Raw genomic sequence first — 22348 nt, 5'->3', positions numbered from 1 at the left:
CTCAGCACGCGTTCTGCCGTCAGCGCTCGTTCTGCCGTGGGATCACGACCTGCTTGATGATGAGCAGGGTCGCCGCAGCGACCGGGATCGCGATGAGTGCGCCGAGGATGCCGAGCAGCGCGCCGCCGGCGAGTGCGGCGACGACGACGAGCGCACCGGGCACCTTGACCGCCCGGCTCATGATGCGCGGGGAGAGCACGTATGCCTCGACCTGCATGTAGATCAGGTAGTAGATCCCGGCGGCGAGTGCGGTCAGCGGTGACCCGAGCCCGGGAATGAGGCAGAGCAGGACGATGATGACCGAGCCCGTGAGGGTTCCGACGAGGGGGACGAGCGAGAACAGGAACGCGATGAATGCGAGGACCGCCGGGAACGGTGCGCCGATGATCGAGAGGTAGGTGAAGCTCAGGAATCCGTTCACGGCCGCGAGCGAGACCTGCCCCATGACGTAGCGGCCGACGGACTGGGTGATCTGCTCGGTCAGGTCGGCGAATCGAGCCCGGCGCGAGGCGGGGATGAGCTGGTAGGTCGCGCGCTTCATCGAATCGAGCGACGCCGTGAAGTAGATGGTCAGCACGGCGACGATGACGACCGCGAACGCGCCGCTGCCGATCGCGATCGCGACCGCCCAGACGCCGCCGAGGAGCTCGCTCAGCTTGTCGGGGTTGGTGAAGAAGTCGGTGAGCGCCGCGCCGGCCTGCTCGCTGATCTCGTCGATCTTCAGCAGGGGGAACTGCTCCTGCAACCAGGTGATCCAGTCGATGCGGTTGACCTGCAGGACGATCAGCGGGATCTGCACGACGAGCTGCGCGACCTGGTCGACGATGATCGGGATGACCGCGAGCAGCAACGCGGCGACGACCGCCGCGACGCCCACGATGACCAGGAGGATCGCCGCCCAACGCGGAAGCCCCCGGCGCTCGAGTCCGCTCACGGCGGGCTCGAGGCCGAGGGCCAGGAAGAGTGCTGCTCCGATGTAGGTGAGGATCGTCGACAGGCTGGAGACCGCGGTCAGGATGACCAGGCCGACTCCGACGCCGAGCGTGCCGACGAGGGCGAGGGTGAACGCGTTCTGGATCTTCACCGACCGCGCTCCCTCGTCTCGGGCTACTTGCCAGCCACCTGCTCCGCCTGGGTCAGCACGCTGCGGAGGCTCTCGAAGTAGCCGGCAACGGCGTCTCGCTCGATCCTAATCTGGGCGAGGCGGTCCTCGGCGTCGGCGACGAGTGCGCGTGTCCGCTCCTCGGCGTCGGCGATGAGCTTGCGCGCCTGCGCGTGCGCGGCGGCGATCCGCTCGCGCGCTTCCTCGTCGGCCTTGTCGCGGATGTCGGCGATCTCGGAGCGGGCCTCGGTCTCGAGGCGCTCGGCTTCGGCGCGGGCAGCGTCGGCGCGTGCGACCGCGGCGGCGAGTTCGGTGTTGGCGTCGTCGAGGAACTTCTTGGTCTGCTCGGCTGCGTCCTGTTGCGCCGTGAGCAGCTCCTGCTCGGCCTCGTCGCGCTTGGTCGCGATCTCGGCTTCGAGGTCCATCCGGGCCCGCTCGACCTCGCGGCGCATGCGGTCGACCTCGTGCGTGGTCTTCTTCTTCATCGACGTGAGCTGGTTGTCGAGGTCGATGCGGGCCTGCTCCGCCTCGGCTTCGAAGTCGGCGCGGGCCTGCTCCTGCTCGAGGGCCAGGTCGGCGCGCATCTGCTCGAGCTCGGCGGCGTGCTTGGTGCGGACGCGGTCGAGTTCGTGCTGGAGCTTGAGGCCGGCGGTCTCGGCCTCGCGCTCGAGGTCGACGACGGCCTGCTCGCGCTCCTGGGCGAGCTTCACGCGCTCGGCCTCGAGTTCGCGCTCGAGGTCGGTGCGGGCCTGCTCGAGTTCGTGCTCGAGCGTGGCGCGGCGCTCGGTGATCTCGGCCTCGATGGCTGCACGGGCCTCGCGGTTCTCGCGCTCGAGGTCGAGGCGGGATTGCTCGGTCTCGCGAGCGAGGTCGATGCGTGCCTGCTCGGTCTCCTTCGCGAGCTCGGCCCGCTTCTGGTCGAGCTCGATCGCGACCTCGGCGCGGGTCTGCTCGGTCTCCTCCTGCAGGCCGGCGGCGGCAGCGCGCGCCTCGTTGGCCTCGGTGTTGGCCGAGACCAGCATTTCGGCGGCCTTGCGCTCGGCTTCGGAGACGACCGCGGCGGACTCGCGCTTCGCGGTCGCGCGCGCCTCGGCGGCCTCGGTCGCTGCGGTGCCCCGGATGGAGGCTGCGTCGCGCTTGGCGTCCTCGCGTGCCTGTTCGCTGGCCTCGTGCGCGCGGGCGACCATGTCGTCGGCCTCGGCGCGCGCGTTCTCGAGGAGGCGGTTGGCCTGCGCGCGCGCTTCGCTCAGGGTGCGCTCGGCGAGCTCGTGCGCGTCGGACCGCATGAGGTGCGACTCGTCCTCTGCGGCGCGGCGCAGCTTCTCGGCGTCGATGTCGGCCTGCGCGATGAGGCGGGTGGACTGCTCTTCGGCGACGCGGAGCGTGTTCTCGAGCTTCGTGCCGAGGCCGGAGAAGGTGGGGCTGCCGACCTCTTCGAGCTCGGCGGTGAGCTCTTCGATGCGTGCGAGGAGACGCTTGTTCTCCTTCTGCACTTCGCCGGTCGAGGTGTTCGCCGCGATGATCTCGCGACGGAGCTGGTTGATGCTCTTGTCGACCTCGTCCTTGTCGTATCCGCGGAACACCTGCGTGAACTCGGTCTCTTCGACGGCCAATTCTTCCTCCGGGGTCCGTGTCCCGCGTTCTGGGGGATTGTGTGGGGGCGCGCGGGTCGCATCCGATCATACGGCGCGCGGGCACCGCGCGGGGCGGGCGGGCACGCTCAGTCATCCGTTAGGAGACTCCCAGACACGGTGGGTAGTGTTGGGTGTCTTTGTCGGATGCCGCATGGTGCGGCCTGGAGGTGCCCCGAGTGCGTTTCGTCTTCGCCATTCTGGCGTTCGCCGCTGCCGCCGTCCTGGTCGGTTTCGGCATCGCCCAGCGGACCGTCTTCCTCGAACCCGACAGCGTGTCGCTCGGGACGGTCGTCGAGAACCAGGCGAGCTACACCGTGCTCACGCCGGAGGTGCTGGCGGCGCAACCCGGCAAGCAGACGATCACGGTGTCCGGGGGCGGACCGGTGTACCTCTCCTACGGGCGCACCGGCGATGTGGCCGCGTGGATCGGCGACGACCTCTACACGGCGGTCGGGTACGACGCCGAGACGGGCGAGCTCACGAGCGAGGTCGTCGTGGCGAACCCGGTCGACGACACCACGCCGACCGCGCCTCAGACGGAGGAGCCCGCGGTCAGCGATGAACCGGCGACCGACGAGGAGGCGGAGCCCGACCCCGCGGCTTCGCCCGCGGGGAGCGACCTCTGGCTCGACGAGTTCACCGGCGACCGGACCCTGACGACGACCATCGACGTTCCCGAGGGCATCTCCGTGCTGATCGCCTCGGATGGCACCCAGCCGGCACCCGGGCGCATCGTCCTCGCATGGCCGCTCGAGAATGCGACGCCGTGGGCGGGCCCGCTCATGGCGGGCGGCGGGCTGTTCTTCCTCGTCGGTGTCGGCCTGCTGATCTCCGGGATCCTGGCGCATCGTCGCTCGCGCGGCCCGCGCCGGAACCTTCCGAAGGGCCCGAAGGGCAAGCTGATGCGTGCCCCGCGCGCGCCGCGCTCGGAGCGGTCCGCGCTGTCCGGTTCGGGTCGGGCGAAGCGGATGGCGCTGCTGCCGGTCGTCCTGGTGCCGGCGATCGCGCTCTCGGCATGCTCGTCCGACTACTGGCCCGACCTGTCCTCGGCGCCCGAGACGACCGCGCCTGCGACGCCCGTGCAGACGGCTCCGGCCGGCGAGGAGCCGGCGCCGACGGCGGAGCCCGAGGCACCCCAGGTCGTGCCGGCCGTGAGCGTGCCCCAGATGGAGCGCATCATGCGCCGGGTCGCGGTGTTCACGACCGAGGTCGACCAGGCGGCGGACGCGCAGCGCCTCGCGGAGCGCTTCACGGGTCCGGCGTTCGAGGCACGCAAGGCCAACTACGCGATCCGCAAGTCGCTGCCCGACCAGGCGTCCCTCCCTGCGATTCCCGCAGCCCCGCTCACCCTCACCCTCCCGCAGCAGGCGAGCGGGTGGCCGCGCACGGTGCTCACGATCGCGAAGAACAGCGAAGACGAGACGATCGCGCCCACCGCGCTCGTGATGCGGCAGGAATCTCCGCGCGAGAACTACAAGGTGTTGTACGCGACGGCGCTCGTCCCGAACGCGGACGTGCCCGAGGTCGCACCGGCATCCATCGGCGCTCCGCCGATCAACCCCGAGTTCAAGGGGCTCGTCATGCCGACCGGGCAGGTCGCACCGGCCTACGCCGACGTGCTCCTCAAGGGCGACGAGTCGGAGTTCGCGCAGTTCTTCGACCCCGAGGGGGATGTGATCCGGCAGGAGCTCGGCGTCGAGGGGCAGCAGGCCACGGCCGATGCGCTGCCTGAGACGGCCGACATCGCGTTCTCGAACGCCGTCGGCGACAGCCCGACGGTGGCGCTCGCGACGAACGACTCGGGCGCGCTCGTGACGGTGTCGATCAACCAGACCGAGAAGGTCACGCCGAACGACGGCGGCACGATCGGCTTCGAGGCGGGCCAGCCCGGCGCCGCGCTCTCGGGATTCGATGAGAAGAGCGCGAAGGGCGTGCAGCGCATCATCGGAATCCAGCTCATGTTCTACGTCCCCGCGGTCGGGTCCGACGAGCAGATCCGTCTGCTCGGCTGGTCGGAGTCGCTCGTCGGCGCATCGGAGGTCAAGTGACGAACGCGTTCCCGCCCAACGAGCCCGCGAACCTGCGCGGTGCCATCGACCTGTCTTCGCTCGTCCACCGCGACGAGCGTCGACCGACGGATGCCGCGGGCGCGGCGCCCGGGGGCGGCGGCTACGTCGCCGAGGTCGACGATCAGAGCTTCGGGCAGGTGGTCGAGCTGTCCCGCACGGTGCCCGTCGTGGTCGCGCTGTGGGCGTCGTGGAGCGAGCAGTCGGCCCAGCTGGTCGCATCGCTCGAGAAGCTCGTGAACGCCCGCGAAGGACGACTCGTGCTCGCCCCGGCCGACGCCGACCGCAGCCCGCAGCTCGTCCAGGCGCTGCAGGCGCAGGCCATCCCGACCGTCGTCGCGCTCGTCGCCGGCCAGCCCGTGCCGCTCTTCCAGGGCGTGCAGCCCGACGAGGTCATCGACCAGGTCTTCGACCAGCTCCTCGAGGTCGCCGAGCGCAACGGGGTGACGGGCCGTGTGCCCGCGCCCGAGGGGGAGTCCGGCGGCGACGCCGCCGACGAGGCGCCGGCGGAGGAGCCGTTGCCGCCGTTGCACCAGGAGGCGTTCGACGCGATCAGCCGTGGCGACTACGAGGCCGCGGCATCCGCGTACCGGACCGCGATCGCGCAGGACCCCCGCGACGAGCTCGCGGTGGCCGGTCTCGCGCAGGCCAACCTGCTCGGACGGCTGCAGGGCAAGACCCTCGACGAGATCCGGAATCGTGCGGCGTCGGAGCCGGGCGTGCTCGCCGCGCAGCTCGACGTCGCCGATCTCGATCTGTCCGGCGGTCATGTCGAGGACGCGTTCGAACGCCTGCTCGACCTGTTCCCCACGCTCGACGCCGACGGGAAGAACCTCGTGCGCGAGCGCCTGCTCGAGCTGTTCCTGGTCGTGGGCGTCGATGACGCTCGCGTCGGTGCGGCGCGCGGACGCCTGGCGTCGCTGCTGTACTGAGTCGCTGCCGTACCGCGTTGCTGCCGTACCGCGTTGCTGCCGTACCGAGTCGCCGGTGACCTGAGCGGTCCGCTCAGCCCGCTGCGTCCGGTGCGAACCACAGCGCGCCGAGCGGCGGCAGGGTGAACACCGCCGACGCGGGCTTGCCCGACCACGGCTCGCCCGTTGCATCCACCCCGCCGAGGTTGCCCACGCCCGAGCCGCCGAACTCCGCGGCATCCGTGTTGAGCACCTCGCGCCAGCGCCCCGCGAACGGCAGGCCGAGCCGCACGCCTTCGTGCGGGCGCCCGGCGAAGTTCACGACGCACAGCAGGGGCCGCCGCTCGCGGTCGTAGCGGAGGAAGGCGATGACGTTCCGGTCGGCGGCGCCGCCCTCGACCCAGTCGAACCCGTCGGAGTCGTCGTCGAGCTGCCACAGCGCCGGCATCGCACGGTAGGTGCGGTTCAGCGTTCCGACGAGTTCGGCGAGCTGCCGGTGGCTCGGCTGGTCGAGGATCCACCAGTCGAGGCCGCGCTCTTCGCTCCATTCGGAGAGCTGCCCGAACTCCTGCCCCATGAACAGCAGTTGCTTGCCGGGGTGCGCCCACATGAACGCGAGGTAGGCGCGCGTGGTCGCGAGTTGCTGCCAGTGGTCGCCGGGCATCTTGCGCACGAGCGACCCCTTGCCGTGCACGACCTCGTCGTGGCTGATCGGCAGGATGAAGTGCTCGCTGAACGCGTACTGGAACGAGAACGTGAGTTCGCCGTGGTGGTGCGCACGGTGCACGGGGTCGCGCTGGACGTACTGCAGGGTGTCGTGCATCCACCCCATGTTCCACTTGTAGCCGAACCCGAGGCCGCCCGACTCGGTCGGGGCGGTGACGCCGGGCCACGAGGTCGACTCCTCGGCGATGACGACGATGCCGGGGTTGCGCTTGTACGCGGTCGCGGTCGTCTCCTGCAGGAATGCGATCGCCTCGAGGTGCTCGCGGCCGCCGTGCACGTTGGGCGCCCACTCGCCGTCCTCGCGCGAGTAGTCGAGGTAGAGCATGGATGCCACGGCGTCGACCCGCAGTCCGTCGACGTGCATCTCCTCCAGCCAGAACAGGGCGTTCGCGACGAGGAAGTTCCGCACGCGCGGGTTGCCGTAGTCGAAGACGAGCGTGCCCCAGTCCTGCTGTTCGCCGCGCCGCGGGTCGGCGTGCTCGTAGAGCGGTTCGCCGTCGAAGCGGGCGAGGGCCCAGTCGTCCTTCGGGAAGTGGCCGGGCACCCAGTCCATGATGACGCCGATGCCCGCCCGGTGGAGGCGGTCGATGAGGTGCCTGAGGTCGTCGGGTGAGCCGAAGCGGCTGGTCGCGGCGTAGTAGCCGGTGACCTGGTACCCCCACGACCCGCCGAACGGGTGCTCGGCGAGGGGCAGGAACTCGACGTGCGTGTATCCGAGCCACTGCACGTACTCGATGAGTTCGTCGGCGATGTCGCGGTAGCCCTTGCCGGGTCGCCACGAGCCGACGTGGAGTTCGTAGACGCTCATCGGCAACTCGTGCGGGTTCGCGGCGGCTCGCCGCGACATCCACTCGCCGTCGCCCCACTCGTACGTGCTCGACTCGACGATCGACGCCGTCGCGGGGGCGATCTCGGCCCGGCGCGCCATGGGGTCGGCCTTGACGAGCCAGTCGCCGGTGGCGGTGTGGATCTCGAACTTGTACGCCGTGCCGGCCTCGACGCCCGGCACGAACAGCTCCCACACGCCGCTCGCGCCCATCGAGCGCATCGCATGCCCGGCGCCGTCCCAGCGGTTGAAGTCGCCGACGACGCGCACGGCCCGGGCGCGCGGCGCCCACACCGTGAAGGCGACGCCGTGGATGCGTCCGGCGGGGGAGTCGTGCTCGCGGCGGTGGGCGCCGAGCACGCGCCAGAGCTCCTCGTGGCGGCCCTCGTCGATGAGGTGCAGGTCGAGGTCGCCGATGGTCGGCGCGAACCGGTACGGGTCGTCGGCCGTCCACTCCGTGCCGTCGGGGTACCTCGCGAGCACCCGGTACCCGGTGGGGCCGAACCTGCCGGCGCCCGCCCAGATGCCGTGCGCGACGTGCCCGAGGGGCAGCTCGGTTCCGTCGTCGAGCAGGGTGAAGACGGATGCCGCGAGCGGCCGTCGCACGCGGATGACGGTGTGCGTGCCGGCTTCGCCGGCGACGTCGAATCCGTGCTGGCCGAGCACAGCGTGCGGGTCGTGGTGGCGGCCCTCCGCGACCGCGCGGAGCACGTCGTCGGGGACGGCCGGCGGGGTCGCGGGGGTCACTTCGGCGGTCATCGCGCACCTCGGATCACGCGGAGGACGTGCACCGGCTGGGTGAACGCGTCGAGGCGCACGTAGTTGTGCTCGCCCCACGTCCAACGCTCGCCGGTCACGAGGTCCTCGACCTCGAAGGAAGCGCCCTCGGGCAGGTCGATCGCGGCGAGGTCGAGGTGCACGGTCGTCTCGCGCACGGAGTGGGAGTCGACGTTCGCGACGACGAGGATCGTGTCGTGCTCGTCGTCGGCGCGCCCGTCGATGAACCGGCTCTCGAGGTGCTTGGAGTAGACCAGCACGGAGTCGTCGTCGCTCCAGTGGAACGCGAGGTTGCGCAGCTGCCCCAGTGCGGGATGCTCGGCGCGGATGCGGTTCAGGATGCCGAGGTAGAGCGCGAGCGACGCGCCATCCGCTTCGGCCTTCGCGAAGTCGCGCGGCTTGACCTCGTACTTCTCGTTGTCGATCGCCTCTTCGGCGCCGGGTCGGGCGACGGACTCGAAGAGTTCGAAGCCCGAGTAGACGCCCCAGGTGGCGCCCGCGGTCGCGGCGATCGTGGCGCGCACGGTGAACGCGGCCGGCCCGCCGAACTGGAGGTACTCGGTGAGGATGTCGGGGGTGTTCACGAACAGGTTGGGCCGCATGAAGTCCGCGGTCTCGCGCGTGACGCTCGTGAGGAACTCCTCGAGCTCGGCCTTCGTGTTGCGCCAGGTGAAGTACGAGTACGACTGCTGGAAGCCGACCATCGCGAGTGCCTGCATCATCGCAGGGCGGGTGAACGCCTCGGCGAGGAACACCACGTCGGGGTCGGTGGCGTTGATGTCGCCGATGAGTCGTTCCCAGAACATGAGCGGCTTGGTGTGCGGGTTGTCGACGCGGAAGATGCGCACGCCCTGCTTCATCCAGTGGCGCACGATGCGGGTCACCTCGGCGAGAAGCCCCTCGAAGTCCTGGTCGAAGTCGATCGGGTAGATGTCCTGGTACTTCTTCGGCGGGTTCTCGGCGTAGGCGATCGTGCCGTCGGGCAGGGTCGTGAACCATTCGGGGTGCTCGGTCACCCACGGGTGGTCGGGAGAGGCCTGCAGGGCGAGGTCGAGGGCGACCTCGATGCCGAGCGCGGTCGCGCGGCGAACGAACGCACGGAAGTCGGCGAGCGTGCCGAGGTCGGGGTGCACGGCGTCGTGGCCACCGGCCGTGCCGTCGGCGAGGGCGCCGCCGATCGCCCACGGCGAGCCGGGGTCGCCCGGCCCGGCGTTCAGGGTGTTGTTCGGCCCCTTGCGGTGGGTGCGGCCGATGGGGTGGATCGGCGGCAGGTAGACCACGTCGAAGCCCATCGCGGCGATGCCGTCGAGCCGCTTCTGCGCGGTGCGGAATGTGCCCGACTTCCACGAGCCGTCCTTGAGCTTTCTGGCGCCCTCGGAGCGGGGGAAGAACTCGTACCAGGAGCCGACGCCCGCGCGGCGGCGCTCGACGACGAACTCGTGCTCATCGGAATCGGTCGTGAGGCGCGCGAGCGGGCGCGCATCGAATTCGGCCAGGACGGGATCGTCGATCAAGGCCCGTCGAGCGGATGCCGCGGCATCCGTCTCCCTCAGTGCCGCCGCCCACGCGGCCAGCCGTTTCCGGACGGCGGCGGTCCGGTCGGTCTCGGCGGCGGCGCGTTCGGCGAGGCGTGCGCCGATCTCGTACATGAGGTCGACGTCGACGCCCGCATCGACCTTGACCGCGGCGTCGTGCGCCCACGTGGCGATCTCGTCGCCGAACCCGGTCACGTGCCAGCGCCACACGCCGACCTCGTCGAGGCGCACCTGAGCCTCCCACCGGTCGGTGCCCGGCGCACCGGCGAGCATGCGGTGCCGCTGCGTCGTACCGCCCGGGCCCGTGAGCACGAGCATCGCGCCGACCCGATCATGCCCCTCACGGAATACGGTCGCACCGAACGGCACGACCTCCCCGGCGAACGCCTTCGCGTTCCAGCGCGGATCGGGCGTGGCGGGCGTGAGCCGGGTCACGGGGATACGGCCGGCAGGTGCGGGGCGACGTGTCACGTTCCGACCGTAGCGGGGATGCGGCGCGAGCGGCAGGTCGTGGGCGCGGTCCCTGCCGATCCGCGCGGCCCGATTGCGCCGCCTCGTGTGCGTCGCCTTTGCGCCACCTCGCGCGCGTCGCCTTTGCGCCACCTCGTGCACGTCGCCTTGCGCCACTTCGTGCGCGTCGCCGTTGCGCCACTTCGTGCACGTCGCGCCAGTTCACGTGGTGCAGTGCGCGGAAAGTGGCGCAGACCCGAGCGCGAGGTGGCTCAGCGTGCGGGAGCTGGCGCAGACCCGAGCGCGAGGTGACGCAGCGCACGAGAGGTGGCGCATACCCGGGCGCGGGAGGTGCGGCGGAGCCGTACCGGGAGGTGGCGCAGCGCGCGCGAAGTGGCGCAGTGCGCCGGGCCGCAAGCGCGCGCGTCAGCGTTCGGCGGCGAGGTACTCGCGCGCGACGCGCTTCGGGGCCCGGTCCAGCCAGGCGTCGACGATGAGTTCGCGCAGCAGGGCCGGATCGACCCGGTCGAGTCGCACGAGCACCGCCGGGTAGCCGTCGAAGTGCGGGATCGTGAAGAGGCAGTCCGGGTTCGCCTCGAGCAGCGCCTCCTTGGTGTGGAGCCCGTCGGTGCGGATGCCGACGACCGCGCCGTCCGGCCACTCGCGGCCCGCGGCATCCAGCGCGGTGAGATCTGCACCCGTCGGGCCGCGCTCCCACACGAACATGCCGTTCTTCGTGCGCCACGCCCGACCGCCCCGGTGCCCTTCCACGACCTCCTCGGTCTGCGGAAGCGCGAGTGCGATGCGTGCCACGTCGTCGAGCGCGAGCATGCGCACCACGCTACTCCGCGGCGACGGCGGGGTCGACGCGGCGATCGTGTCGGATGCGGGTTGCGGCGGGCGGGTTCCCACCCGGGGCGGCCCCGATTGCGCCACTTCGCGGCGGTCGCGCCACCACACGTGGCGCAGCACGCGGGAACTGGCGCAGACCAGCGCGTGAGGTTGCCCAATAGCGCGCGCTGCCCGACGCGAGAGCCCCCGGCACGGCGTCAGCGGGCGCGGGCGATGGGAGCGTAGCGGGCGGAGGTGACCGCGATCAGGTCGTCGGGGGCGAGTTCGAGGTCGAGGCCGCGGCGCCCGCCGGAGACGAGGATGGTCTCGAACAGGATCGCGGACTCGTCGAGCACGGTCGGCAGCGCCGTCTTCTGCCCGATCGGGCTGATGCCGCCGACGACGTAGCCCGTCTTGCGCTCGGCGAGCGACGGGTCGGCCATCTCGGCGCGCTTGCCGCCGAGCGCCGCGGCGAGCGCCTTCAGGTCGAGCTGGTCGGCGACCGGGACGATACCGACCGCGAGCGCGCCGTCGACGTTCGCGAGCAGGGTCTTGAAGACGCGGTCGGGTTCGACGCCGAGCTTCTCCGCGGCCTCGAGCCCGTAGGCCGCCGCGCGCGGGTCGTGCTCGTAGGGGTGGGCCGTGAACGGCACCCCGGCCCGGGTGAGCGCGAGCGTCGCGGGGGTACCGGCCGCGGCATCCGCTCGCCCGGCCATCAGCGCACCAGCCCGCTCATCAGGCGGCTCGCAATCCGCCGTGGGCACGGTAGAGCCGCATCGACTGCGGCGCCACGGCGACGCGAGCCCCAGGCGCCTCGCGGGTGCCGAGCCCGTCGCCCGGCGCCTCGTCGCCGGAATCCCACAGCAGTTCGTACGCGTCGACGCCCGGGTGGGTCGGCAGCAGCACGTCGGCGGGCGTCTCGGAGGCGTGCACGACGAGCAGCACCCGGTTGAACCCTCCGGTGCGGGGCGTCGACGCAGCCAGGAACAGCAGGGTGCGGCGGGAGGGGTCGTGCCATTCGTCGATCGTCATGGTGTCGCCGTCGGGCGTGTACCAGTCCATCTGCGACGCGGTCGGCACGTGCTCGCCGAGCCGCCCGTAGTCTTCCGGCCGCAGGGCCGGGTTCTCGCGGCGCAGCCGCAGCAGGTGCCGGGTGGTCGCCTCGAGGGCGGCGTCGCGTTCGGCGGCGTCCCACGTGAGCCAGGTGAGTTCGGAGTCGTGGCAGTACGCGTTGTTGTTGCCGTGCTGGCTGCGCCCGTACTCGTCGCCGGCCGTGAGCATCGGCACGCCCGCCGAGAGCAGCAGGGTTCCGAGCAGGTTGCGGATGCTGCGCCGACGCGCCGCACGCACCCCCTCGTCGTCGGTGGGGCCCTCGACGCCGTGGTTGTAGGAGTTGTTGTGGTCGGTGCCGTCGCGGTTCTGCTCGCCGTTGGCCTCGTTGTGCTTGACGTCGTACGCGGTGAGGTCGGCGAGGGTGAACCCGTCGTGCGCGGTGATGAAGTTCAGGCTCGCGAGCGGGCCCCGGTCGGCGGCGAACGTGTTCGACGACCCGGCCAGCCGGGTCGCGAAGCGGCCGATGCCGCTGCCCGGTTCGCCGTGCCGTTCGCGGCGCAGGTCGCCGAGCCAGAAGTCGCGCATGCGGTCGCGGTAGCGGTCGTTCCACTCGGTGAACCCGGGCGGGAACCCGCCGGTCTGCCAGCCGAACGGGCCGACGTCCCAGGGTTCCGCGATGAGCTTGCCCGCCCCGATGACGGGGTCGTCGAGCATGCCCTGCAAGAGCGGATGCTCCGGGGTGAAGGTTCCGTGCGCGTCGCGGCCGAGCGTGGCGGCGAGGTCGAGCCGGAACCCGTCGACCTGGAGTTCGCCCGCCCAGTACCGCATCGAGTCGAGCACGAGCCGCACCGCGGCATCCGTTCCGAAGTCGATCGTGTTGCCGCACCCGGTCGTGTCGACGGGGCGGCCGTGCGCGTCGTGCCGGTAGTACGAGGCCTGGTCGATGCCGCGCAGGCTCAGCGTCGGGCCACCCTGCCCCTCTTCGGCGGTGTGGTTGTAGACGACGTCGAGCACGACCTCGAGGCCGGCCTCGTGCAGGCGGCGCACCATCCCGGCGAACTCGTGCCGCACCGCGGCCGCACCGCCGGCCCGCGCCTCGGCGCTCGCGTACGGGGCGTGCGGGGCGAAGTAGCCGACCGTGTTGTAGCCCCAGTAGTTGGCGCGGCCCTTGCGGCGAAGCCATTCCTCGGTCGCGAACGCGTGCACGGGCAGGAGTTCGATGGTCGTCACGCCGAGACCGGTGAGGTACTCGAGGGATGCGTCGTGCGCGAGCCCCGCGTAGGTGCCGCGCAGCGGCTCGGGGATGCGTTCGTTCAGCCTGCTGAACCCGGTGAGGTGCGTCTCGTACACGACCGTGCGGTCGAGCGGCACGCGCGGCTTGCCGACGCCGCCCCAGTCGAACCCCTCCTCGGCAAGCGGGTCGAGCACGACCCCGCGGAAGGTGCCGTCGGCCGCAGGGTGCAGCCCGCGCGCCCACGGGTCGAGGAGGGCACGGCCCGGGTCGAACGCGTGCGGCGGGCCATCGGGCCCGTCGACGCGCAGGCCGTACACGGCGCCCGCGACGAGCGCGGGGGAGTGCGCCTCCCACACGCCGTGCGCGTCGCGCGCGAGCGGCGACCGTGCGATCGGGCGCTCGAGATCGGCCGGGTCGAAGACGACGAGTTCGACGGATGCCGCGTTCGCCGACCACACCCGGATCGTGCCGCCGTTCGCGTGCGTGCGGACCCCGAGGTCGCGCAACGGATCTTCCGTGTGCGGGCGCGCGGAAGCGGCATCCGCTTCACGGACGGGGACGGCTTCGCGCAGGGAGTCGGCCGGACACATGCGAACTACAGTAGTTCGGTAGGGTTTCGTCTTCCCGGCAGGAGGTGCAGGTGCTCGGCCGCGACCCCGTCTACCTCGACCACGCCGCCACGACGCCGCTCCGGCCCGAGGCGATCGACGCCGTCACCGAAGCGCTGCGCCTCGTCGGCAACCCCGCGTCGATCCACAGCATCGGGCAGGATGCCAAGCGCCGACTCGAGGAGGCCCGCGAGCAGATCGGCGCGACGCTGGGCGCCGACGGCATCGAGGTCGTGTTCACCGGAACCGGCACCGAAGCGGTCAACCTCGCTCTCAAGGGGCTGTACTGGCGGCGCCGCGCCGAGACCGGCGCGCGCCGCATCGTCGTGCCCGCGGGCGAGCACCACGCCACGATCGATTCCGTCGACTGGCTCGTCGCGGCCGAGGGCGCCGAGGTCGTCGAGGTTCCGCTCGACGCGGTCGGGCGGGTGCGGGTCGACGCGCTCGCCGAGGTGCTCGCGGGGGATGCGGCATCCGTCGCCCTCGTCACGATGCTGTGGGCGAACAACGAGGTCGGCACCATCCAGCCCGTGCGCGAGGTCGCGGAACTGTGCGCCCGCGCGGGCGTGCCGCTGCACGTCGACGCGGTCGCCGCCTACGGGCACCTGCCGATCGATCTGCGGGCGCTCCGCCGCGAGACCTCGGCGCCGCCGGGCGCGGGCCTCGTCGCGCTCAGCGTCTCCGCGCACAAGATCGGCGGGCCGGTCGGCATCGGCGCGCTCGTGCTCGACCGGTCGACGCGCATCGAACCGCTTCTGCACGGCGGCGGCCAGCAGCGCCGAATCCGCTCGGGCACGCAGGACGTCGCGGCGGCGGTCGGGTTCGCCGCGGCCGCGCTCGCCGCGCAGGCCTCGCGCGAGGTCGAGAACGAGCGGATGTCGCGCCTGCGCGACCGACTCGTGGCGGGGGTCGCGGCATCCGTGCCGTCGGCCGTGCTCTCGGGCGACGCCGAGGCTGCCGGGCGTCTGCCCGGCACGGCGCACTTCGCGTTCCCCGGGTGCGAGGGCGACTCGCTGCTGTTCCTGCTGGATGCCGCGGGCGTCGCCGTCTCGACGGGCTCGGCGTGCCAGGCGGGCGTGCCGGAGCCCTCGCACGTGCTGCTCGCGATGGGCCGCACCGAGGCCGAGGCGCGCGGTGCGCTGCGGGTCACGCTCGGGTGGTCGAGCACCGAAGCGGATGTCGACGCGTTCCTCGGTGCTCTGCCCGCCGCCGTCGAGCGCGCTGCGCGCGCGGGCATGGCATCGCGGGTCACGAGCTTCGACCGGTGACCGCGCGGCCGCGCGGATTCTTGGCAGGAGGCGGACTCGCCGCAGTTCAGGGAGACTGTGAGCAATTCGAACAAGGTCTCGTGCTCTGCTCTGGCCTTCCGGTTGATGGGACCATGACAATCGGGAATACGATTCTCACGCGTCTTCCGCATGATGAGTTCGCAGATCGCCCTGGGCTAGTCGCGCACGAGATTTCACATTCGACTCAGTCCGCGACGCTCGGGAACGACGTGTACGTTGTCGTTTGGGCAGTCGGCGCGGCCGCCTCCTATGTGACCGGGAACGCGCCCTACGGCGGTGGCGGTTGCCTCAGTCCGATCGAATTGACCGCAGCGCCAGGCGGCGGCTACGAGAGGTGCTGATGGTGAATCGATGGAAACGGTTCGTCGCCGCGGCGTCGATCCTTGGGCTCACGCTCTCGCTGGCGGCGTGCAATCGAAACTATGAGATCCTCGGCCCCTATAGCCTCGGTTACGACGGGCAGCACCTTCTGGTTGGAATCTGCACGAACCTGCAGGTTCACCACGTACGTCTCAGTGCCACCCCACCGGGCTCGCAAGCGCGTGGGGATACAGTGTCCGTGTGGGAGGCATCTGGCGACGCCCAAGCACGCGAAGGTGATCGACTCATCGTCGGAGGCACGAATCCTGGGCTCAGGAATGAGGTCGTACTAGATGACGCGTATCCGGAGCCAGGTGTGCTCTTCGTGCTCGGTTTCAACGATCTCTCAGATGCAGCCCTGTCAGCTGTGTTCGAGATTCCGGACGACGGACTTGCTCCTGGTAGTTGGCTCACGCCACTTGACGAAATCCGCGAGACACCTTGCGAAGCACTTGAGCGAACAGGGTGACGGCAGTGTCAAGTCGTCGTAGCAACGTGGGGACCGGGGCAGACCCAAGCTCAAGCTGCGGCGTGCAAAGGAGCTCTTCGGATGATGGGTTGGCTGGGCCTCGGCTACGACCGTGAAGGGGCCCGCCCGCGGCATCCGCTCGGCCCGCGCTCAGGACCCGGCTCGTAGACTGGAACCCATGCGGGTTCTGGCAGCGATGAGCGGCGGCGTCGACAGCGCCGTCGCGGCGGCGCGCGCCGTCGAGGCCGGCCACGATGTCGTCGGTGTGCACCTCGCGCTCAGCCGCATGCCGGGCACGCTGCGCACGGGCAGCCGCGGCTGTTGCACGATCGAGGACTCGATGGATGCGCAGCGCGCCGCGAACCTGCTCGGCATCCCGTACTACGTGTGGGACTTCTCCGAGCGGTTCAAGGCCGACGTCGTCGACGACTTCATCGCCGAGTACTCCGCGGGGCGCACCCCGAACCCGTGCATGCGCTGCAACGAGCGCATCAAGTTCGCGGCGCTGCTCGAGAAGGCGCTCGCGCTCGGGTTCGACGCGGTCGTCACCGGCCACTACGCGAAGATCGTGACGGATGCCGCGGGCAACCGCGAACTGCACCGCGCGTCCGCCGAGGCGAAGGACCAGTCGTACGTTCTGGGCGTGCTCACGACCGAGCAGCTCGCGCACGCGATGTTCCCCCTCGGCGACACCCCGTCGAAGGCGCTCGTGCGCGAAGAGGCCGCGCGCCGCGGCCTGTCGGTCGCGAACAAGCCCGACTCGTACGACATCTGCTTCATCTCGGACGGCGACACGAAGGGCTGGCTCGCCGAGAAGGTCGGCACCGCGCCGGGCGAGATCGTCGACCGCACCGGAGCCGTCGTCGGCGAGCACGAGGGCGCGCATGCCTACACCGTCGGGCAGCGCCGTGGCCTGAGGCTCGGCACGCCCGCGCCCGACGGCAAGCCCCGCTTCGTGCTCGAGGTGCGCCCGAAGGAACGCACCGTCGTCGTCGGCCCGAAGGAGGCCCTCGCGGTGGGCCTCATCGCCGGATCCCGCTTCTCGTGGGCGGGCGCCGACCCCGTGGCATCCGGCTACGTCGCCGCCGACGGCGACGAGTTCGCCTGCGAGGTGCAGATCCGCGCGCATGCCGACCCGGTGCCCGCGGTCGCGAAGATCGAAACGGATGCCGCCGGCTCCGCCGAACTCGTCATCACCCCCGACGCGCCGCTCACCGGCGTCGCTCCCGGGCAGACCGCGGTCGTGTACGTCGGCACGCGCGTGCTCGGTCAGTGCACGATCGACCGCACGGTCAGCGCGGTGCCGGTCGACGCCTGAGCTTCGCGCCCGACCCGGGCCTGGTCGATGCGGCGCGCCGTTCGCCGGCGCGTGCGGTCGGCACCGCGCCGCCGGTACCGCCGAGTGCGCGATTTCGCGACCGGTGCGCGGGCCCGCATTCGCGCACCTGACGCGAATCCGCGCACCCGACGATCGGTGTCGACTCCCAGCACCGCATCCACCACGGGTTGAGGCGTTGCCCGCAGGCAGGGCTGCGAACCACCTCGGCCAGCCATACCAAAGCTTTCTCCCTTTAGCTTTGTTATGATGTGCGCATGCCAACGTGGCCTGCGGTTGCGTACGAGCCTCGCCCCTGGCAACGATCGGGCGACGAGGTTGCCTCGCGGCGCGCGCTCAGGGCGGCCCACGGCGACTACGAGGCTGCCGTCCCTCCACTGATCGCCGACGCGGCGGTCGAGCTCGCCGCGGAAACGCTCGCGATCGCCGACGATGCCAGTGCGGAACTGGCCCGGTTCGACGCCGAGTCGGGGGTGATCGCCGCGCCGTTCGCGTCGATCCTGCTGCGGACCGAGTCGGCATCCAGTTCCGAGATCGAGCATGTCACCGCGAGTGCGAAGCAACTCGCCCTCGCCGAGCTCGGCAGATCACGCTCCCCGAACGCGCGGCTGGTCGTCGCGAACGTCACCGCGATGCAGGCCGCGCTCGACCTCGCCGACCGCATCGACGAAGCCTCGATCCTCGCCATGCAGGACGCGCTGCTGCGTGAGAGCGCACCCGGATACGTCGGCGCCTGGCGCAGCGAGCAGGTCTGGGTCGGTGGGGGAGGGATCTCGCCGCACGCGGCATCCTTCGTCCCACCCCACCACGATCGGGTGCCGGCGCTCATGGCCGACCTGGTCGAGTTCGCCCGGCGCACCGACATCCCGGTGCTCGCGCACGCGGCGATCGCGCACGCCCAATTCGAGACGATCCACCCCTTCCCCGACGGCAACGGCAGGACGGGGCGGGCGCTGCTGCACAGCATGCTCCGGCACCACCGGCTGACGAGGAACGTCACAGTGCCGGTCTCCGCGGGGCTGCTCGCCGACACCGACGCATACTTCCGGGCCCTCACCGAGTACCGTCGCGGCCGACCGGACGCGATCGTCATCGCGGTCGCCGAGGCGTCGTTCGCCGCCGTCCGCAACGGAAGGACCCTGGTCGAGGAGCTGCGGGCCATCGCGGAAGGATGGGATACGAAGGTCACCGCCCGCAGCCACTCGTCGGTGCACCGCGCGATGCGATTCCTGCTCCAGCAGCCGGTCGTGAACACGAGAACACTCGCCGCGAGCCTCGACGTGTCGGCGGTCGCCGCTCAGGCCGCGATCGATCGACTCGTCGACGTGGGCGTGCTCACCCAGATCAGCGCGGGCAACCGCAACCGCATCTGGCAGGCGACCGACGTGCTCGACGCGCTCGACGCGTTCGGTGCGCGGGCGCGGCGTCGGCACGGATAGCTCCGGCGCGCCCGTCGTTTCGCTGCCGAGGTGTTCGAGGCGGTAGTCAGTCGCTGAGCGGGACACGCCGCAGCTGTGCGGCAAGTGGCGCGAGTTGGCTATCGACGATATCGATGATGAGCGACGAATCAACGCGGAAGTACTCGTGGATCACGACGTTCCGGAGTCCCGCGATCGCGGCCCATGGAACGTTCGGCATCGAAGCGGTGAACTCGGCGGGCAACGTGCGCACTGCCTCACCGATCACCGCAAGGTTGCGGAGGACGGCGTCGTACGCCATTGCGGCCTGGGTGTCGTTCGTCTGATCGAGGAACTGCCGGTAGGTCAAGCATCGATCGATCGCAGCGAGGATGTCGGCGATGCGTTCGTCGGCTGAACGGCTCACAGGGCGACCGCGTCCGCCATCGCGGTCGCTGAGACCGGGTCGCGCAAGAGCGGCGGTGTCACCACATCGACTCGGGCCCCGAGGATGCGGCTGAACTCCTCGCCGATGCCGGCCACGCGGAGCAATGGGTTCCCGCCATCGGGATCCAGGTCGACCAGGATGTCGACGTCGCTCGCGTCGTCCGCATCACCGCGGGCCACCGATCCGAACAACCGTGCGTTGAGCGCGCCGTATCGGCGAAGCACTGCATCGAGTTCCTCGCGGTGGGCGACGAGCGCGGCCCGTTTGGTCGCGGCCGCTGGCGATACGGTGGCCATGCGACTCAGGATAGCGGCGATTGTCTCAAGTCTTGGGGTGGAGTGGCTGTGCATGCTAACCGAGCAGCATCCGTCGACGCGCACGACGTGGACACGGCACGCGGCCCAGTTTCTGGACTGGCAACGCGTAGTGGAGTACTTCGAACGCGACGAGGCGGAGCGGGTCAACAAGCGCATCGAACTCATCGACGGAAAGCGGCTCGCCGAGCTCATGCTCAGGCACGGCGTCGGCGTACAGCCCGACCAGACCGTGACGCTCTACAAGGTCGACGAGGACTACTTCGACACCCTGTGAGTCCCCACCGGAGGTCGGCCGCCGTACGGTCGTTCGTACGATGGGTGGATGAGGACGACGTTGTTCTTGCCTGATGACCTCGAGCGCGATCGCCGTCGAGGCGGCGCGGCTGGGCATGTCACGGGCCGAAGTCATCCGACGGGCGGTTCGCCGGACTCTGCTGCCCGCTGCACGACCGCGGCCGAGGGGTGCGCTCTTCGCCGGGCGCGAACCCATCGCCGGGCGCGTCGATGAGCTGCTTGGGGCCGCGCCGGCGCCACCCTCGGCACCGACTGCTGGCGACCGCCGAATGTGACCGCCGCCGCCGATCGCGTGTCCGAGGGCATCCCTAGGATTGGTGCGTGAGCGAGACGACTGCTGCGAGCGGCATCCCCACCGATCTCGAATCGATGGACTTCGAGTCCGCGCGAGCCGAGGCCGACCGGCTGGCCGAACGCATCGACGCCGCTCGGCGGGCGTACTACGGCGATGGCGATTCGCCGCTCTCCGACGCGGAGTACGACGAGGCGTTCCACCGCCTCGAGGCGCTCGAGCGCGCGTTCCCAGAGCTCGCCGGGCAAGACAGCCCGACCCAGCAGGTGGGTGCCGAGGTGGCATCCGCCGGGTTCCCCGAGCACGAGCATGCCGAGCGGATGCTGAGCCTCGACAATGTCTTCTCCGAAGCGGAGTTCCGCGAGTGGGCTGCGAAGGCCGAGGCATCGGCCGGCCGGCCGGTGCGCTGGCTCACGGAACTGAAGATCGACGGGCTCGCGATCAGCCTCGCGTACCGCGACGGCGTGCTCGAGACCGCGACGACCCGAGGCGACGGGCGGGTCGGCGAGAACATCACCGAGAACCTCGAGTTCATCCCCGCCATCCCGACCCGACTCAGCGGAGAAGGGTTCCCTCCGTTCTTCGAGGTCCGGGGCGAAGTCTTCCTCAGTACCGCCGACTTCGCCGCGCTCAACGCGCGCCAGCGCGAACTCCAGGCCGACCACGAGGCGGCCGAACTCGCCAAGGGCAGAGACCCCGAGAAGATCACGACCCGGTACCCCGAGTTCGCCAACGCCCGCAACACCGCCGCCGGAAGCCTTCGCCAGCGACGTGAGAACAAGAGCGCCCTCGACCTCGAACTCATGCGAGACCGGCTCGGCCGCCTCGCCGTATACCTGCACGGCATCGGCGCCTGGAATGAGCCGCCCGTGGCGGCGCAGTCCGAGATCTACGACCTCATCGCCGGGTGGGGCCTGCCCGTCTCGCCGCACTCGCACGTGTTCGACTCGGTCGACGACGTCGCCGCGTTCATCGCGCACTGGGGCGAGCACCGGCACGACATCGAGCACGAGATCGACGGCATCGTCATCAAGGTCGACGACCTCGCCCTGCACGACGAACTCGGCGCGACCAGCCGCGCACCGCGCTGGGCGATCGCCTACAAGTACCCGCCCGAAGAGGTGCACACGAAGCTGCTCGACATCGTCGTCGGCGTCGGCCGGACCGGGCGGGCCACCCCCTACGCCGTCATGGAACCGGTCAAGGTCGCCGGCTCCACCGTGCGGCAGGCGACCCTGCACAATCAGCAGGTCGTGAAGGCCAAGGGCGTGCTCATCGGCGACACGGTCGTTCTCCGCAAGGCCGGCGACGTGATTCCCGAGATCCTCGGCGCGGTCGAGTCCGCCCGCGACGGCACCCAGACCGAATGGCGCATGCCCGAGACTTGCCCCGAGTGCGGCACCCCCTTGCGCGCCATGAAAGAGGGCGACATCGACCTGCGCTGCCCCAACGCGCGGTCCTGCCCGGCGCAGGTGCGCGGCCGCGTCGAACACATCGGCTCGCGCGGCGGGCTCGACATCGAAGCGCTCGGCGAGGTCTCGGCCGCCGCGCTCACCCACCCCCTCCGGCCAGAGACCCCACCGCTCGTCACGGAGGCCGGCCTATTCGACCTCCGCCTCGACGACCTGCTGCCCATCGAAGTCGTCGTGCGCGACATGGAGACCGGGCTCGAGAAGCTCGAAGACGACGGAACCGTGCGCGTACGCGCGCCGTTCCAGCGCGTCACCAAGGAGTACCCGCCCGAGGCCGCCGGGCTCGACGCGGCCGAGCGCCGCAAGGCCGGCTTCAAGAAGGACTTCGTCGTCGTGCACCCGTCGGCCGCGGCGAACAAGCTCCTCGCCGAACTCGACAAGGCCAAGACCAAGCCGCTGTGGCGCCTCATCGTCTCCCTCAACATCCGGCACGTCGGGCCCGTCGCGGCACGCGCACTCGCCGACCACTTCGGCTCGCTCGACGCGATCCGTGCGGCGACCCGGGACGAACTCGCCGAGGTCGACGGCGTCGGCGGCATCATCGCCGACTCGCTCATCGACTGGTTCGAGGTCGACTGGCACCAGGAGATCGTGGACCGGTGGCAGAACGCGGGCGTGCAGTGGGCGACCCCGAGACACCCCGGGCCGGGCAGGGCTGCAGCCGCCGACGGCGTGCTCGCCGGGCTCACGATCGTCGCGACCGGATCCCTCGAGGGCTATACGCGCGACGGCGCCCAGGAGGCCATCATCGCCGCGGGCGGCAAGGCCGCCTCGAGCGTGTCGAAGAAGACCGACTACGTCGCGGCCGGCCCCGGCGCCGGATCCAAGCTCGCCAAGGCCGAAGCCCTCGGCATCCGCGTGCTCGACGCCGCGCAGTTCCGGGTGCTCGTGACCGAGGGCCCCGACGCGCTCGGGTGACCC

Annotated in this window: 16 protein-coding genes; 7 read left to right on the top strand and 9 right to left on the bottom strand. The window is 70.9% G+C overall.

Annotated elements, in window-relative coordinates:
- Positions 1 to 19: 19 nt before the first annotated feature.
- On the bottom strand, positions 20 to 1084 hold the full coding sequence (locus DSM26151_RS08760) for an AI-2E family transporter (protein WP_234659188.1): 1065 nt from the start codon (positions 1082 to 1084) through the stop codon (positions 20 to 22).
- A 23-nt stretch (positions 1085 to 1107) separates the two neighbouring features.
- Positions 1108 to 2715: a DivIVA domain-containing protein gene (locus tag DSM26151_RS08755; RefSeq protein ID WP_234659187.1), complete on the bottom strand. Its 1608-nt coding sequence runs from the start codon at positions 2713 to 2715 to the stop codon at positions 1108 to 1110.
- A gap of 197 nt (positions 2716 to 2912) precedes the next feature.
- Here DSM26151_RS08755 and DSM26151_RS08750 point away from each other — a divergent pair, with 197 nt between their 5' ends.
- Positions 2913 to 4784 carry a hypothetical protein gene (locus DSM26151_RS08750; protein ID WP_234659186.1) on the top strand — a complete coding sequence of 624 codons (1872 nt, stop codon included), beginning with the start codon at positions 2913 to 2915 and terminating at the stop codon, positions 4782 to 4784.
- Complete coding sequence (locus DSM26151_RS08745; protein ID WP_234659185.1) at positions 4781 to 5734, top strand: tetratricopeptide repeat protein; 954 nt, start codon at positions 4781 to 4783, stop codon at positions 5732 to 5734. Before DSM26151_RS08750 ends, DSM26151_RS08745 begins: the two co-directional genes overlap by 4 nt.
- Positions 5735 to 5807: 73 nt before the next feature.
- Here the strand turns inward: DSM26151_RS08745 and glgB are convergent, their stop codons facing one another.
- The 5 genes from glgB to glgX form a co-directional block, all read right to left on the bottom strand.
- On the bottom strand, positions 5808 to 8024 hold the full coding sequence (gene glgB / locus DSM26151_RS08740) for a 1,4-alpha-glucan branching protein GlgB (protein WP_234659184.1): 2217 nt from the start codon (positions 8022 to 8024) through the stop codon (positions 5808 to 5810).
- Complete coding sequence (locus DSM26151_RS08735; protein WP_407650925.1) at positions 8021 to 10048, bottom strand: maltotransferase domain-containing protein; 2028 nt, start codon at positions 10046 to 10048, stop codon at positions 8021 to 8023. The genes glgB and DSM26151_RS08735 overlap by 4 nt, the downstream gene beginning before the upstream one ends.
- 405 nt (positions 10049 to 10453) lie before the next feature.
- Positions 10454 to 10858, bottom strand: coding sequence for an MmcQ/YjbR family DNA-binding protein (locus DSM26151_RS08730; protein ID WP_234659183.1), 405 nt, complete (start codon positions 10856 to 10858; stop codon positions 10454 to 10456).
- Between the two features lie 218 nt (positions 10859 to 11076).
- Positions 11077 to 11574, bottom strand: coding sequence for a Cys-tRNA(Pro) deacylase (gene ybaK / locus DSM26151_RS08725; RefSeq protein WP_234659182.1), 498 nt, complete (start codon positions 11572 to 11574; stop codon positions 11077 to 11079).
- A 19-nt stretch (positions 11575 to 11593) separates the two neighbouring features.
- Entirely contained in the window at positions 11594 to 13735 is a 2142-nt protein-coding gene (gene glgX, locus DSM26151_RS08720) for a glycogen debranching protein GlgX (RefSeq protein ID WP_234659181.1), read from the bottom strand.
- A gap of 50 nt (positions 13736 to 13785) precedes the next feature.
- Between glgX and DSM26151_RS08715 the strand changes: the two genes are divergently transcribed.
- The 3 genes from DSM26151_RS08715 to DSM26151_RS08705 all read left to right on the top strand — a co-directional run bounded on the left by DSM26151_RS08715 (position 13786) and on the right by DSM26151_RS08705 (position 18646).
- On the top strand, positions 13786 to 15021 hold the full coding sequence (locus DSM26151_RS08715; RefSeq protein WP_234659180.1) for a cysteine desulfurase family protein: 1236 nt from the start codon (positions 13786 to 13788) through the stop codon (positions 15019 to 15021).
- Positions 15022 to 16049: 1028 nt separating this feature from the next.
- Positions 16050 to 17189, top strand: a complete 1140-nt coding sequence (gene mnmA, locus DSM26151_RS08710) for a tRNA 2-thiouridine(34) synthase MnmA (RefSeq protein WP_234659179.1) — start codon at positions 16050 to 16052, stop codon at positions 17187 to 17189.
- A 275-nt stretch (positions 17190 to 17464) separates the two neighbouring features.
- On the top strand, positions 17465 to 18646 hold the full coding sequence (locus DSM26151_RS08705; protein ID WP_234659178.1) for a Fic family protein: 1182 nt from the start codon (positions 17465 to 17467) through the stop codon (positions 18644 to 18646).
- Between the two features lie 46 nt (positions 18647 to 18692).
- On the opposite strand, the gene DSM26151_RS08700 is transcribed toward DSM26151_RS08705, so the two are convergent.
- The gene (locus tag DSM26151_RS08700; RefSeq protein ID WP_234659177.1) at positions 18693 to 19031 is read right to left on the bottom strand and encodes a HepT-like ribonuclease domain-containing protein; all 339 of its coding nucleotides are present in this window, start codon (positions 19029 to 19031) and stop codon (positions 18693 to 18695) included.
- Entirely contained in the window at positions 19028 to 19348 is a 321-nt protein-coding gene (locus tag DSM26151_RS08695) for a nucleotidyltransferase family protein (RefSeq protein ID WP_234659176.1), read from the bottom strand. Before DSM26151_RS08695 ends, DSM26151_RS08700 begins: the two co-directional genes overlap by 4 nt.
- Positions 19349 to 19400: 52 nt before the next feature.
- Between DSM26151_RS08695 and DSM26151_RS08690 the strand changes: the two genes are divergently transcribed.
- Together DSM26151_RS08690 and ligA are read left to right on the top strand one after the other, a co-directional pair.
- A complete protein-coding gene (locus tag DSM26151_RS08690; RefSeq protein WP_234659175.1) occupies positions 19401 to 19643 on the top strand; it encodes a restriction endonuclease in 243 nt (80 codons plus the stop codon).
- Positions 19644 to 20032: 389 nt separating this feature from the next.
- Positions 20033 to 22345 (top strand): NAD-dependent DNA ligase LigA, encoded by a 2313-nt coding sequence (ligA, locus tag DSM26151_RS08685; protein WP_234661848.1) that lies wholly within the window; start codon positions 20033 to 20035, stop codon positions 22343 to 22345.
- Positions 22346 to 22348 lie beyond the last annotated feature (3 nt).

Source organism: Agromyces marinus (assembly GCF_021442325.1).
GTDB classification, from domain to species: Bacteria; Actinomycetota; Actinomycetes; order Actinomycetales; family Microbacteriaceae; genus Agromyces; species Agromyces marinus.
The sequence above is the reverse complement of the archived record's forward strand: the minus strand, read 5'-3'. Positions and strand labels throughout refer to the sequence as shown.